The sequence below is a fragment of the Bradyrhizobium sp. USDA 3397 genome (genome assembly GCF_054060965.1).
In genome coordinates, this window is record NZ_JBSSDS010000001.1 from 8,136,818 (window position 1) to 8,150,020 (window position 13,203).

General features: G+C 65.4%; 11 protein-coding genes. 1 reads left to right on the forward strand and 10 read right to left on the reverse strand.

Annotation, left to right across the window (positions count from 1 at the left end):
- Window positions 1–74: 74 nt before the first annotated feature.
- On the forward strand, window positions 75–968 hold the full coding sequence (locus ACVWYQ_RS37770) for a LysR family transcriptional regulator (protein ID WP_275513359.1): 894 nt from the start codon (window positions 75–77) through the stop codon (window positions 966–968).
- A 175-nt stretch (window positions 969–1,143) separates the two neighbouring features.
- On the opposite strand, the gene ACVWYQ_RS37775 is transcribed toward ACVWYQ_RS37770, so the two are convergent.
- The 10 genes from ACVWYQ_RS37775 to oxlT form a co-directional block, all read right to left on the reverse strand.
- A complete protein-coding gene (locus ACVWYQ_RS37775) occupies window positions 1,144–3,474 on the reverse strand; it encodes a PAS domain-containing sensor histidine kinase (protein ID WP_404542317.1) in 2,331 nt (776 codons plus the stop codon).
- A gap of 226 nt (window positions 3,475–3,700) precedes the next feature.
- A complete protein-coding gene (locus ACVWYQ_RS37780; protein ID WP_404542315.1) occupies window positions 3,701–5,074 on the reverse strand; it encodes a cation-efflux pump in 1,374 nt (457 codons plus the stop codon).
- A gap of 220 nt (window positions 5,075–5,294) precedes the next feature.
- Window positions 5,295–6,263: a zinc-binding dehydrogenase gene (locus ACVWYQ_RS37785; RefSeq protein ID WP_456727084.1), complete on the reverse strand. Its 969-nt coding sequence runs from the start codon at window positions 6,261–6,263 to the stop codon at window positions 5,295–5,297.
- Window positions 6,264–6,288: 25 nt separating this feature from the next.
- Window positions 6,289–7,284, reverse strand: coding sequence for an NAD(P)H-dependent flavin oxidoreductase (locus ACVWYQ_RS37790; RefSeq protein ID WP_271545181.1), 996 nt, complete (start codon window positions 7,282–7,284; stop codon window positions 6,289–6,291).
- A gap of 312 nt (window positions 7,285–7,596) precedes the next feature.
- Window positions 7,597–8,259: a hypothetical protein gene (locus ACVWYQ_RS37795; RefSeq protein ID WP_271545180.1), complete on the reverse strand. Its 663-nt coding sequence runs from the start codon at window positions 8,257–8,259 to the stop codon at window positions 7,597–7,599.
- A 52-nt stretch (window positions 8,260–8,311) separates the two neighbouring features.
- Window positions 8,312–8,509 (reverse strand): hypothetical protein, encoded by a 198-nt coding sequence (locus ACVWYQ_RS37800; RefSeq protein WP_198399686.1) that lies wholly within the window; start codon window positions 8,507–8,509, stop codon window positions 8,312–8,314.
- Between the two features lie 566 nt (window positions 8,510–9,075).
- The gene (locus tag ACVWYQ_RS37805) at window positions 9,076–9,858 is read right to left on the reverse strand and encodes a fumarylacetoacetate hydrolase family protein (protein ID WP_157282489.1); all 783 of its coding nucleotides are present in this window, start codon (window positions 9,856–9,858) and stop codon (window positions 9,076–9,078) included.
- Window positions 9,858–10,877 carry a 2-dehydropantoate 2-reductase gene (locus ACVWYQ_RS37810; protein ID WP_275509121.1) on the reverse strand — a complete coding sequence of 340 codons (1,020 nt, stop codon included), beginning with the start codon at window positions 10,875–10,877 and terminating at the stop codon, window positions 9,858–9,860. The genes ACVWYQ_RS37805 and ACVWYQ_RS37810 overlap by 1 nt, the downstream gene beginning before the upstream one ends.
- 182 nt (window positions 10,878–11,059) lie before the next feature.
- Window positions 11,060–11,488: a CBS domain-containing protein gene (locus ACVWYQ_RS37815; protein ID WP_036005729.1), complete on the reverse strand. Its 429-nt coding sequence runs from the start codon at window positions 11,486–11,488 to the stop codon at window positions 11,060–11,062.
- Between the two features lie 172 nt (window positions 11,489–11,660).
- Window positions 11,661–12,983 carry an oxalate/formate MFS antiporter gene (gene oxlT, locus ACVWYQ_RS37820; RefSeq protein ID WP_456727085.1) on the reverse strand — a complete coding sequence of 441 codons (1,323 nt, stop codon included), beginning with the start codon at window positions 12,981–12,983 and terminating at the stop codon, window positions 11,661–11,663.
- Window positions 12,984–13,203 lie beyond the last annotated feature (220 nt).

The window sequence follows — 13,203 nt, forward strand, 5'->3', positions numbered from 1 at the left end:
GCGGGTTTTTACGTGTTGGTGCAGGTCCGGCGTGCTAACTTGCATGCCAAGATGGAATCCGAGGGGACGACCGGTTGATCGACAAGCTTGAACTATTGCTGGCGCTGGCGAAGGAGCGGCATTTCGGCCGCGCGGCCGAGGCCTGCGGCGTGACGCAACCGACGATGTCGACCGGGCTCAAGCAGCTCGAGGAAATTCTCGGCGTGATGCTGGTCCAACGCGGCTCGCGCTTTCAGGGTTTTACGCCGGAAGGCGAGCGGGCGCTCGACTGGGCGCGGCGGATCGTGGGCGATGCCCGCGCGATGCGCGACGAGATCAACGGGCTGAAGCATCAGCTCTCCGGCGAGATCCGCATCGCGGCGGTCCCGACCGTGCTCGGCATGGTCGCCGCGCTGACCACGCCGTTCCGTGCGAAGCATCCGGAGGTGCGCTTCCGCATCCAGTCCACCACCTCGTCCGAGGTGCTGGGCCTGCTCGAAAATCTCGAGGTCGATGCGGGGCTGACCTATATCGAGAACGAGCCGATCGGCAAGGTGCGCACCATCCCGCTCTACAACGAGAGCTATCGCCTGCTCACCGCGCCGGACGCGATGTTCGGCGACCGCGAGACGGTGACCTGGACCGAGGTCGGGCAGGTGCCGCTGTGCCTCTTGACCCCCGACATGCAGAACCGCCGCATCATCGACCGCGCATTGCGATCGGTCGGCGCGGAGGCGACGCCGACGTTGACGTCGAACTCGCTGCTGGTGCTGTTCACGCACGTCAAGACCGGGCGCTGGGCCAGCGTGATGCCGGCCAAGCTCGCCGAGACGCTCGGCCTGTCCGACACCGTCCGCTCGATCCCGATCGTCGACCCCGAAGTCAATTACAGCATCGGCCTGGTGATCCCGCAGCGCGATCCCATGACGCCGCTGATTGCAGCTTTGGTCAATGTCGCCCGCGAAGTGGCGCCGACGCTGCAGCTGTAGGGGCCTGAGCAAGCGCCTCGTCCTTCGAGACGCCCGCTTCGCGGGCTCCTCAGGATGAGGCTCCGTTGCATCGGTGTTTCGTTGAAACTGCTGCCCCGCATTCCGCCCTCATCCTGAGGGCCCGCCGGAGGCGGGCGTCGCGCAGGATGGCCGCAAGCGAGCTTCCCGCCGTGCGTCACGCCGCAGCCGATATCCCCGATCCCGCCTTCACCGCATCCCGCGGCAGGGTCACGCGCACCACGGTGCCGACGTCGATCTTCGAGCGCAGGCGCATCGAGCCGCCGTGGAGCTGCGCCAGCGAGCGGGCGATGGCAAGGCCGAGGCCCGAGCCGTGATAGGTCTTGGTGAGCTGGCTCTCGACCTGTTCGAAGGGGCGCCCGAGCCGCGCCAGCGAATGCGGCGCGATGCCGATGCCGGTGTCGGCGATCATCAGCACGATCCTGTCGTCGAGCTGGCGGCTGCGCACCACGACGCGTCCGCCGTCCGGCGTGAACTTCACGGCGTTGGAGAGCAGGTTGACGATGATCTGCTTGGTGGCGCGGCGGTCGGCGACGACCGAGATGGATTTTGCGATGTCGGCATACAGCGTCAGGTGCTTGTCCTGCGCACGGCCGGTGACGACCCGCAAGGATTCGGCGAGCGTCTGCGCGAGGTCGAGCTCTTCCATGTCGAGCTTCATGCGGCCGGCCTCGATCTTGGACATGTCGAGGATGTCGTTGATGACCTCGAGCAGATAATGACCGCTGGTCAGGATGTCCTGGCAATATTCCTGGTACTTCTCGCTGCCGAGCTCGCCGAACATGCCCGACCCCATGATCTCGGAGAAGCCGATGATGGCATTGAGCGGCGTGCGCAGCTCGTGGCTCATATTGGCGAGGAATTTCGACTTGGTCTGGTTGGCTTCCTCGGCGCGGGTCTTCTCGCGCTGGTATTTTTCGGCGAGGTCGGCGAGCTCGACCGCCTGGCGCTCCAGCGCGGCCTGCGAGCGCTTGAGGTCGATGACGGTGGCGCGCAGGCGCAGATCGTTGTCGACCAGCTTCTGCTCGTGCTCCTTGATGCGGGTGATGTCGGTGCCGACCGAGACGTAGCCGCCGTCCTTGGTGCGGCGCTCGCTGATGTGCAGCCAGCTGCCGTCATCGAGCTGCGCCTCGAAGGTGCGCGCGCCCGGGCCCTGGGCCGCGGTCTCGTTGTGGCGGGTGCGCACCTCCGGCATGCGGCCGACTTCGAGCACGGTCTCGTAGGAGGTGCCGGGGATGACGGCGCTGTCGGGCAGCTTGTGCAGGCGCTGGAAGTGCGAGTTGCAGAGCACCAGGCGGTCGCTCGCATCCCACAGCACGAAGGCCTCCGGAATGGTCTCGATCGCGTCGCGCAGGCGGAGGTCGGCTTCCACGGTCTTTTCGGCGAGGCTCTTCTGCTCGGTGATGTCGACGGCGATCCCGATCAGGTGGACGCTGGAATCGGTCGCCCCGCGGGTCTTCTCGCAGCGGACGCGGAGCCAGATCCAGTGGCCGTCGACATGCTGCATGCGGAAGGTCTGGTCGATGTGGTCGATCTTCTCGGAGATGAGCTGGTCGGCGATCGCGAACAGGTCGATGTCGTCGGACTTCACCAGCGCGTTGACCTCGCCGAAGGTGAGGAGTTCGTGACGGCCGTCGAGACCGAGCATCGAGAACATCGACTGCGACCAGAAGATCCGGCCGCGCGACAGGTCCCAGTCCCACAGCCCGCAGCGGCCGCGGTTGAGCGCGGTGTCGATGCGGCCGCGCACCGCGTCGTTGATGAGATCGCCTTCGCGGGCGCGGGTCGACTGCCAGTGGAAGGCGAAGCCGAGGATCAGGACGACGAAGCCTGTCGTCGCCGACAGCGTCACCGAAAGCGCGGCGTCCGAGCCCCAGATCGGCTCGTTGCGCTCCTGGATCACGGTGACGAAGCCGGGCAGTGACTTGATCTGCCGCGAGGTCGCCATCGCCGCGTTGCCGCTCGGCAGCGTCATGTCGGAGACGCTGGCATCGCGTGGCGGCGCCGCGATCAGCTGCGCGGTCGTGATCGCATCCAGCAGGCGATCGTTGCCCGAGGGCTCGCTGTCGGCCGGGATGCGGGCAAGGATGCGGCGGTCGATGCCGGCGGAGGTGACGATGACGTGGCGGCCCGAGGCCGTGGCCCAGGACGGAATGAGATCGGGCAGCAGCGTCGGCAGGCTCTCGATGTTCTTGAGCCGCTCCTGCCGAACCGAGGTGAGGCGATCGATGCGCTCGGCGAGCAGGTCGGCGAGGGCCGATATGTCGTGGCGGATCACCAGCCGCTTCTGGCGCGTCTGATCGACCACCTGCACGAAGGCACCAAGGCAGATCGTGATCAGGAAGGCGATGATGAGCGTCGGCACGGCGCGACGAAGCGCTGGCTCCGCGATCAGGAGCCGGTGATAGGCAGGTTTCGCGATCGATTGCGCCAATCCCTTGATCGAATCGGATTGGACGCACGCGCTCGCGGCGTCTGCACGCGACATGCCTTCGGCCCCCTGAAAACCAGCTTGCAACTGAAGTCCGGAAGCAGCCCCACGTCACTTCCGAATCACACCGATTTGAATCCAGTTTTCGCGGGCTGTCGAGAGTCAACGAATCGTTAACGCGAAATTATTCTTATCCAACACGCAGTTTGTACATCGCGTGTCCGCAAACGCACGGGTGCAACGAGTCCGAAACGAGAACGTGTGGCTCGTCGCGCATTCTTCATCACGCCCGTGGCGGCTCGGCGTGGCTGATGACGCGCTTCACGCTCGGGAACGCGCGCCGCAACGCACGCTCGATCGCGTCGACATGCTCGTGCACCTTGATCACGCTCATCGACGGTGTTGCGCGGCAGTGGAAGTTGACGATCTCGCCGGCGTCGGTGTTGCGGACCCGCACATTGTGGATGTCGTGGATCTCGCTGCCGGCGGCATATTCCGTCAGCGCGGCGGCGATGGTCCGCACCCGGTGCGGCGTGGCATCGACCCCGAACGGAAGTTCCGGTTCCAGCGGCTCGATGTGAACGTCGACCTCGACGTCCTCGCCGAACTCCTCCTGGATGTTGCGCTCCAGCGTGTTGGCGATGTCGTGCGCGGCCTCGAGCTGCATGTTGGCATCGACCTCGAGGTCGATGCTGACGATCAGCTTGACGCCGAGATCGTGCACCGTGACGTGGTGGACGGCGAGGGCGGAATTGCGCGCGATCACCATGATGCGGTCGCGCACGGTCTCGTTGTCGCGCGCGACGGGCACTGCGGCGAAGGTAAGGTCTGCATCGCCGAAAGCCTTGGCGACGGCGGCCTGCGCGTTGCGCTTGATGTCCTCGACCCGGTCGATCGGATAGGTCCGCGGCACCTTCGCGATGGTGTCGATGAACGTGGTCGCTCCGACCATGCGCACGCGCAAGCGTTCGACGTCGATCACGCCGGGCACGCTGCGGATCGCCGCTTTGGCCTTCTCCTGCGCGCCTTCGGGAGCGCGATCGACCAGCGTCTGCACGGTCGAGCCGGCCATGCGCAGGCCAAGCGCTGCGATCATCACGGCAACCGCTGCGGCCGCCGCGGTGTCGCCCCACCAGAAGCCGAGCCCGGCCAGGATCAGGCCCACGATCACGGCGCAGGAGCCCATCACGTCCGAGGCGAAATGCAGCGCGTCGGCCGCCAAGGCCTGGCTTCTGGTCTCCCGCGCGGCACGGTGCAGGGCGCGGGCGCGCCAGAGATTGACGGCGATATCGATCACCAGCACCACGAACGGCACAGCCGAGATGGTCGGCGGCGGGGTTCCCTCGCGCAGCCGGCTGTAGGCCTCGACCAGGATGCCGCCGGCCAGCACGTACAGCAGGGCGGTGACGCCGAGCGCGGAGATGCTTTCCAGCTTGCCGTGGCCGTAATGGTGCTCCTCGTCCGCGGGCTTGTCGGACACCCGCACCACCGCCCAGGTGATGATGGTCGCAACCAGGTCGATCAGGGAATGCAGGGCTTCCGAGATCAGCGCCAGCGAGCCGATCGCGATCCCGACCGCGAACTTGGCCGCCGCCATGCCGCCGCTGGCGAAGATCGAGATAGCCGCGACCGAGGTTTTGTCGTGCTGGGAGGTCATGGGCGGGGATTTAGCAGCCCCGTGTGGGACATCAAGCGATGATCCACAGAACTAGTCGCGAGTGAGTTGCAGGAGCGGGACCATCAGCGCCGTCATGCCCGGGCTTGTCCCGGGCATCCACGTTCTTCGTTGCGAGCGGAAAAGACGTGGATGGCCGGGACAAGCCCGGCCATGACGGGTGGAGCAGGAGCTCCGTCACTCTTCGCGGGGTCGCCGTCCCCTACACCGTCACCACAATCTTCCCCAGATGCTTGTTCGCTTCCATGTGCTCGAACGCCTGGTCGATGTCGTCGAACGCGAACACCTTGTCGATCGGCAGTTGCAGCTTGCGCGATTCCACCGCGCCCCAGATGTCCCTGCGGACCTCGGCAAAGATCTCGCGGACCTCCTCGATGGTACGGGTACGGAAGGTGACGCCGACATAGTCGATGCGGCGGGCCGCGTGCAGGTCGAAATTGAAGTCGGCATGGGTGCCGCCGAGGCGGCCGACATTGACGATGCGGCCCTTGACCTTCGTCGCGGCGAGGTTCTGGTTGGCGACCTTGCCCGAGACCTGGTCGACGACGAGGTCGACGCCTTCGCCGTTCGTGGCCTTCAGCACCTCGTCCACCCATTTCGGATCGGAGCTGTCGACGGCAAGGTCGGCGCCATACTCCTTCAGCCGGCCGCGGCGATACGCGTCGGTGGACGAGCCGATCACCAGCTTCGCGCCCTTGAGCCGGGCGATCTGCATCGCCATCAGCCCGACGCCGGAGCTCGCGCCCTGCACCAGCACGCTCTGGCCAGCCTGCACCCCGCCGATCGTGACGACGGCGTTGTGCATGGTCGCGAGCGCGACGGGGAGGGTGGCGGCCTCCTCGAAATTCATGTTCGATGGCGTGTGGAGCAGCCGGCCGTGATCGGCCAGCGTATACTCGGCGAACGCCGCGCCGCCCGATCCCATGATACGGTCGCCGATCTTCACGCCCTTCGCATCGGGCCCGAGCTCGGCGATCTCGCCGGCCCATTCCATGCCCAGCACGGTGCCGACGCCGCCGGCCGCGCCATGGGAGTGGCCCTTGCGCATGCCGGTGTCGGCCCGGTTGAGGCCGCAGGCGCGAACGCGGACGAGCACCTGCGTGCCTTTGGGCTTTGGTTGAGCGACGTCGGAAATCCTCGCGCCTTCAGGGCCGTAGACGTAGGCTTTCATGCAATACTCTCACGTCTTGCAGTGATTATTCCGCCGCTTCGCGTTGTGGCTGAACGATCATCCCCTCGAGCCGGCTGCGAATGATCGCCTCCGCCTCGCGCACGATGCGGGAGACGAGCTCGGCACAGCTCGGGATGTCCTGGATCAGGCCCTGCACCTGGCCGGCCGACCAGATGCCTTCGTCGGAATTGCCGGTGGCATAGACCATCTTGCCGCGGGCACCGGCGACGAGCTCGCGGATGTCCTCGAACTTGGCGCCTTCCTTCTCCATCGCGACGACCTTGGTCGAGACGGCATTCTTGGCCACGCGCGAGGTGTTGCGCATGGTGCGGAAGATCAGCTCGGTCTCGCGCTCGTCATTGGCGACGATCTTCTCCTTGATGAGCTGATGGATCGGACTCTCCTTGGTGGCCATGAAACGGGTGCCCATGTTGATGCCCTCGGCTCCCAGCGCCAGCGCTGCGACGAGGCCGCGGCCATCGGCAAAGCCGCCCGAGGCGATCATCGGGATCTTGATCTTGTTGGCGGCGGCGGGAATCAGGATCAGGCCGGGCGTGTCGTCCTCGCCGGGGTGGCCGGCGCATTCGAAGCCGTCGATCGAGATGGCGTCGACGCCCATGCGTTCGGCCGAGAGCGCGTGGCGGACGCTGGTGCATTTGTGCACGACCTTGACGCCGTGCTTCCTGAACTCGTCGACATGCTCCTGCGGCTTGTTGCCGGCGGTCTCGACCACCTTGATGCCGCTCTCGATGATCGCGGCGCGGTATTCGGCATAGGGCGGCGGTTTGATCGCCGGCAGGATCGTAAGGTTGACGCCGAACGGCTTGTCGGTGAGGTCACGGCAGCGCGCGATCTCCTTGGTCAGGTCCTCCGGCGTCGGCTGGGTCAGCGCGGTGATGAAACCGAGCGCGCCGGCATTGGCAACGCCGGCGACCAGCTCGGCGCGTCCGACCCATTGCATGCCGCCCTGAACGATCGGGTGCTGGACGCCGACGAGCTTGGTGAACCGTGTCTGCAACATGATCTGTTTCCCCCGCGCCCCGCGTGGCGCCCTGTTATCCATTGGCTGGCGGGAGGATGCCGCTGGGGGTGGGAAAAGTCTATTGCGCGGCGGGGCGGGGCGACCATGCAGGAGGCGAGGAGATTCCGCGGGGCGGATAATTGGGGTGCGCTGCTGCCTGACGAGGGCAAGCTCTTTCCTCAAACTCCGCCGTCATACCCCGCGAAGGCGGGGTATCCAGTACGCCGCGACCTCTCGGCTCTACCCTCGCAGTCTCTGGAATACTGGATTGCCCGCCTCCGCGGGCAATGACACCGAGTATGGGGCGAAGAGCTACTTCGTCGACAACCGCACCATCTGGCGCCCGCCGTTCATTTCCTTGAGGCTGTTGACGAAGTTTTCCGGGCGCTGCCAGCGATGGGGGACCTTCAATCCCATGAACTCCGCGATGTCGCCGATGAAGCCGGTACAGTTTATGGTCTCGGCATTCCAGACCGGAGAGCTGGCCTGCAACTCCTTGATGTAGGCGAATACGCGCTTGGCGTCGGCTTCGTTGAGATAGACCCGATAGCTCGCGGTCAGATATTCCGGATCGAGATCGCCATAGCTGGCACCGGTCTCGGATGGCACAAAGGTGATGTGACCGAGCACGTAAGCGAGCGTGTCGCCGGCCGGTGTCAGGCCCGCAACCTCGACGGCCTTCTCGCTGGTCTTGCCGTACCAGACGAAGGCATGGCCCCAGCTCGCGGCCGTGCGGGCGCGGAAGTCGACGTAATAAGGGCCTTTCTCCGCACGCGCGACCGAGCGCCGCGTCGATTGCGGCTGAGGCCGCGAGGCGGTGTCGGTCGTAGCAAGCGCGTTCGCATCGGCAACGCGCCTGTCGGTCTGCTTGTCGGTCTCATGGGCCGAGGCCGAGGGCGTTGTGCATGAGAGCATAGCCGCAAGAGCGAAGCCCGCGAGGATGCAGGATCCCGATCGACCAGCTTTGTTCGTCACGCTATTCCCCCTCGACCATGGGCCGCAAATGTGGCGCGTCCTTTGCCGCGCGTCAGTAGCGCGCGGCGACCGGGCCCGGCGCCTTGCCGATCGGGGCCTTTCCAATCGGGCTCTTGCCGATCGGCATCTTGCCGATTGGCGCCTGCTCGCCCGGATAGGCTGGCACCGGCTGCCGGCGCGGCAGATCCGCAGCGTTCGCGGCCGTCGCAAAAGCAAGCGTGGCACCCAGAGCAAATACAATCTTCTTCACAGCGATACCCCTAGAAGGTTTGGTCCAAACACGGTCATGCCGTGCCCCCAGACACGCCTTCCAAAAGGGCGGCCGAATGCGTCCAAGTTGCGGCGCGCACGGGACATGTTGGCGGCATTGCTCGGGCGCGCGAAGATGTGATGTGACTGGATGTTTCGGAGCGCGACCAACCTTGGTGCCGACAGGGGCCCGCTGGCTTGCCGGGAGAGCGCAGCACCGGGATTTCGTCAACGCCAGGCGCTGCGGGAAGATGCGAGGTGGCGCGCACGTCCCTGTGCCGGCCCGCGTGCACCCAGGCCAGCCGCCAGCGCCAGGACGAAGCAACGTGCCCTGGGGCTATCGCTTGCCGAGCAAGTTCGACCGGATCTTGTCGGCGAACCAGACCACGAAGATCGCGGCGAACGAGAGAGCGAAGTACAGCACGGTCCACAGCAGTGCGTTGCCGGCATTCGTCATTGCGTCCTCCCTTGCATCAGAAATCAATCTTTTGCCGGGGAGGGTAGCCTTGGCCGCGACGGCGCGATTTGCGCCAGATCAATTTTGCTGCTCTGCGGCGGCGAAAAAGTCTACAGCCGAAACTCGTTGGTGAGTTCGCCGATGCCGTCGATCGCGACGGTCACCGTGTTGACGGGCTCCTTCATCACGCCGACGCCGACCGAGGTGCCGACCGCGATGAGGTCGCCGGGCAAGAGGGTCATGTCGTGGGAGATCCTGCTCACCAGCTCCTGTGCGCTGAAGATCATGTCCGAGATCGGGTAGCTCTGCCGCTCAGCGCCGTTGAGGATGGTGCGCACGGTGAGTTTTGCCGGATCGAGACCGGTCGCGATCACAGGGCCGAACGGACCGTAATCGTCAATGCCCTTGGCGCGGGCCCATTGGGCGAAGGTGGGGTCGCGCGTCAGGATGTCGTTGGCGGTAATGTCGTTGACGCAGGTGTAGCCGAAGATGCAGCCGTCGGCCTCATCTGGCGAGACACGGGCGCAGGTCCTGCCGATGACAATGCCGAGTTCGCCCTCATAGGTGGTCTTGCCGTCGTAATAGGACGGGCGGCGGATCACGGCGCCGGGTGTGGCGATGCTGGTGGTGGCCTTGAGCAGGTACAGCGGCTCCGGCGGTTCGGGCTGGTTCAGCTTGGCCGCGAGCGCGTGGAAATTATTCCAGAGCGCGACGATCTTGCTGGGCACGCAGGGCGCAAGCAGCTCGACCTCCGAGAGCGCCAAAATCTTGCCCGTTGCGGCGTTGCGACCGAACATGTCGCCCTCGTGCACGGTGATGCCGGAGGACGTCAGCGTGCCGAAGCCCGTCGTTCCGGCATGGCGGAAGCGCAGCCATTTGGTCACGCTCGTCATCACGCCACCGCCAGTGCGCGCGGATCAGCCGGTGTCGAGACGCCGTCATAGAGGCCGGCGATGCGGGCGCGCTGCGTCACCATGGCCAGCACCGAATCGAGCGCGGGCGTGGCAATGCCGGTGAGCCGGCCCATCTCCTGCACCACGGTGACGAGCGGATCGATCTCCATCGGGCGACCGCGCTCGAGATCCTGCAGCATCGAGGTCTTGTGCGCGCCAACCTTGCGCGCCCCCTCGATGCGGCGCTCGACGTCGACGCGAAACTTGACGCCGAAGCTCTCGGCGATGGCTTGCGTCTCCACCATGATCGCGCGAGACAGCGCGCGCGTGGCGGGATCGGTGCAGATCACGTCGAGCGTGGCGTGGGTCAGCGCGCTGATCGGGTTGAAGCAGACATTGCCCCAGAGCTTCAGCCAGATCTCGTCGCGGATGCGGTCGAGCACGGGAGCTTTCAGGCCGGCGGCGACGAAGAGATCGGCGAGGCGCTGCACGTCGGAGGTGATCTCGCCCGAGGGCTCGCCGAGCGGAAAGTTGTTGCCGTAGACGTGGCGGATCACGCCGGGCGCCTCGATCTCGGTGGCGGGATAGACGATGCAGCCGATGGCGCGCTCGGCCCCCAGCTCACCCCACTGCCGGCCGCCGGGATCGATGCTCTCCAGCGTCGAGTTCTCATATTGGCCGCCGTGCTTGTAGAAGTACCAGTAGGGAATGCCGTTGACGGCGGTGACGATGCGGGTGTGAGGCCCGAGCAGCGGCTGCATCTTTTCGATTACGCCGGTGATCGAATGGGCCTTCAGCGTGATGATGATGAAGTCCTGCACGCCGAGTTCAGTGGGGTCATCGGTGCAGCGCGGATGAACGGTGTGCTTTTCCTCGCCCGCGAGCAGTGTCAGGCCGCGCTCGCGCATGGCGGCAAGGTGCGCGCCGCGTGCGATCAGGCTGACGTCAGCGCCCGCGCGCGCGAGCTGAACCCCGAGGTATCCGCCGATCGCGCCGGCGCCGTAGATGCAGATCTTCATGAAATCCTCGCGAGCAGAGACGGATTTTGGGACGAAAGATCCGGTCCGGCTCGGAAGGATCCGAGCCGGGGCCGGCAGTCGCAGGGGGAAGTTTTGCCGCTCTAAAGCGCGCTGCGCTTTAGTCTATTGTTTGAGCATTGATCTTGTCGGAAAACCGCTGCGCACTTTTCCGGATCATGCTTTTAAGCCGCCGCTTGCGGCGTGCCGTTGAGCGCCTCGTCCATCGCCGCGGCGATGTCGCGCATGCTGATGACGGAGACGAGGCTGTAATCGTCGATCACGGGCAGATGGCGGATATGATGACGGTTCATCAGATGCCGGACGTGCTCGATCGTGTCGGTGGAGGTGCAGGACACCAGCTGCTGCACCGAGACCAGCTGGGAGACCTTGACGTTGACGGCGCCCGCACCGTGCTCGGCGACGGCGCGCACCACGTCGCGCTCGGTGAACATGCCAACCGCGGTGTTGCCCTCGGAGCGGACCACATCCTTGACCACCAGCGCGCTGATATTGTTGGCGCGCATCAGCTTGGCCGCGATCCCCACCGTTTCGTTCATACGCACCGTGACAACGCGCGGCGTCTTCTTGCGCAGAATGTCTCCGACCAGCATTGCATCCTCCTGGGTGAGTGGTGAGGAAGTGTGGTATACATAATGCCAATCGTCAAGCGCTGGATTTGGCGGATCCGAAAAATCTTGCGACAGGCGTACTGACATTATCGCCGTGCCAAAAAGAAAGGGCCGCATCGCTGCGCCCCTTCGCAAGCCGGCAAGGTTCAGCCGCTCACGCCGTCTTGGTCTTGGCAGTGCCGGTCGCCTTGTCCGTGCGCTCGGCTTCCTGGCCGTGGATGAAGGCGCGGCGCATCGGCTTGATCACGAGCAGCGCCATCAGCGCCGCCATGGCGTTCAGTCCCACCGCCAGCACGAACACGGCCTTCCAGCCATAGGCGGTCGAGATCACGCTCGCGAGCGGGACGAGCAGGGAAGCCGTGCCCTTCGCAGTGTAGAGCATGCCGTTGTTGGTGGTTGCGAACTTCGCACCGAAGGTGTCGCCGCAGGTTGCGGGGAACAGCGAATAGATCTCGCCGAACACGCCGAAATACACCGCGGTCGCCAGCACGAAAACGACAGGCACCCGGCCATAGGCCGAGAGCGTCAGCAGCATCAAGGCGGCGGTGCCGAAGGCGATGAACATGGTGGGCTCGCGGCCGATCGTGTCGGAGACCCAGCCGAAGAAGGGTCGCCCGAATCCGTCGAAGATGCGGTCGAGCGAGATCGCGAAGGTCAGCGCCGCCATCTGAAAGCCGGCGAGCGTCACCGGTGTGTCGGCAATCCCGTAGTCGTGCGCGATCGGGGCGATCTGCGCCGCCGTCATCAGCCCGCCGGAAGCGACCATGACGAAGACGAGATACATCGCCCAGAAAACTGGGCTGCGCAGCACTTGCGGCGGGGTGAAATCGATCCTGGTCTGCGGCAGGTTGAGCTGCTTCTTCTTCGGCGGAATGGAGAGGCGCGGCGGCTGGATGAAGAAGGCGAGCACGAACACGACGAGGCCCTGGGCGATGCCGAAGGTGAGGAAGGCGTGCTGATAGCCGCTCGAGGCGATCATGCTCGCGATCGGCACGATGGTGATCGCGGCCCCTGCGCCGAAGCCGGCGGCGGTCGCGCCCGCCGCGAGGCCGCGGCGGTCGGGAAACCATTTCAGCGCGTTGCCGACGCAGGTGCCGTACACGGCACCCGCGCCCATGCCGCCGACGATCGCCGCCGCATAGAGCACGGTGAGGCTGTCGGCGGAGGCGTTGAGGATCCAGGACAGTGCGATCATCACGCCGCCGAACATGATGACGATGCGCGGGCCGTATTTGTCGACGAACCAGGCCTCGACCGGCACCAGCCAGGTCTCGGTAACGACGAAGATGGTGAAGGCGAGCTGGATCGCGGTGCGCCCCCAGTGGTGGGCGGCATCGATCGGATCGACGAACAGCGTCCAGCCATATTGCAGATTGGCGATCATCGCCATGCAGACGATGCCCATGCCGAGCTGGAGCCAGCGGAAACCGGAGCGAAGCGGCGCGGCGGTGGCGGCGCCGCCCGGGCTGGAAATCATCGAGAACCTCCCAAACCGCCTGATTGTCTGTGACACAGGATCGCAAGACGACCTGATGTCGCGAGTATTGTGGCTTATCGTCGCAGGCGTGGCGCGGAGATTGGTATACGATATTCCAGATTGCAAGCCCTAACTTGTCACTTCTTGGTGGCTCGCCCGCGCCCCGGCGAGACGATGCGGCGATCGCCAAAGAAAAACGCCCGGCCGTGAGGCCGGGCGT

Excerpts from the sequence above, each read along its gene's own strand:
- oxlT (WP_456727085.1), bottom strand. The coding sequence starts at position 12,983 with ATGATTTCCAGCCCGGGCGGCGCCGCCACCGCCGCGCCGCTTCGCTCC.
- ACVWYQ_RS37790 (WP_271545181.1), bottom strand. The coding sequence starts at position 7,284 with ATGTTGCAGACACGGTTCACCAAGCTCGTCGGCGTCCAGCACCCGATC.
- ACVWYQ_RS37780 (WP_404542315.1), bottom strand. The coding sequence starts at position 5,074 with ATGACCTCCCAGCACGACAAAACCTCGGTCGCGGCTATCTCGATCTTC.
- ACVWYQ_RS37785 (WP_456727084.1), bottom strand. The coding sequence starts at position 6,263 with ATGAAAGCCTACGTCTACGGCCCTGAAGGCGCGAGGATTTCCGACGTC.
- ACVWYQ_RS37810 (WP_275509121.1), bottom strand. The coding sequence starts at position 10,877 with ATGAAGATCTGCATCTACGGCGCCGGCGCGATCGGCGGATACCTCGGG.
- ACVWYQ_RS37815 (WP_036005729.1), bottom strand. The coding sequence starts at position 11,488 with ATGCTGGTCGGAGACATTCTGCGCAAGAAGACGCCGCGCGTTGTCACG.
- ACVWYQ_RS37775 (WP_404542317.1), bottom strand. The coding sequence starts at position 3,474 with ATGTCGCGTGCAGACGCCGCGAGCGCGTGCGTCCAATCCGATTCGATC.
- ACVWYQ_RS37805 (WP_157282489.1), bottom strand. The coding sequence starts at position 9,858 with ATGACGAGCGTGACCAAATGGCTGCGCTTCCGCCATGCCGGAACGACG.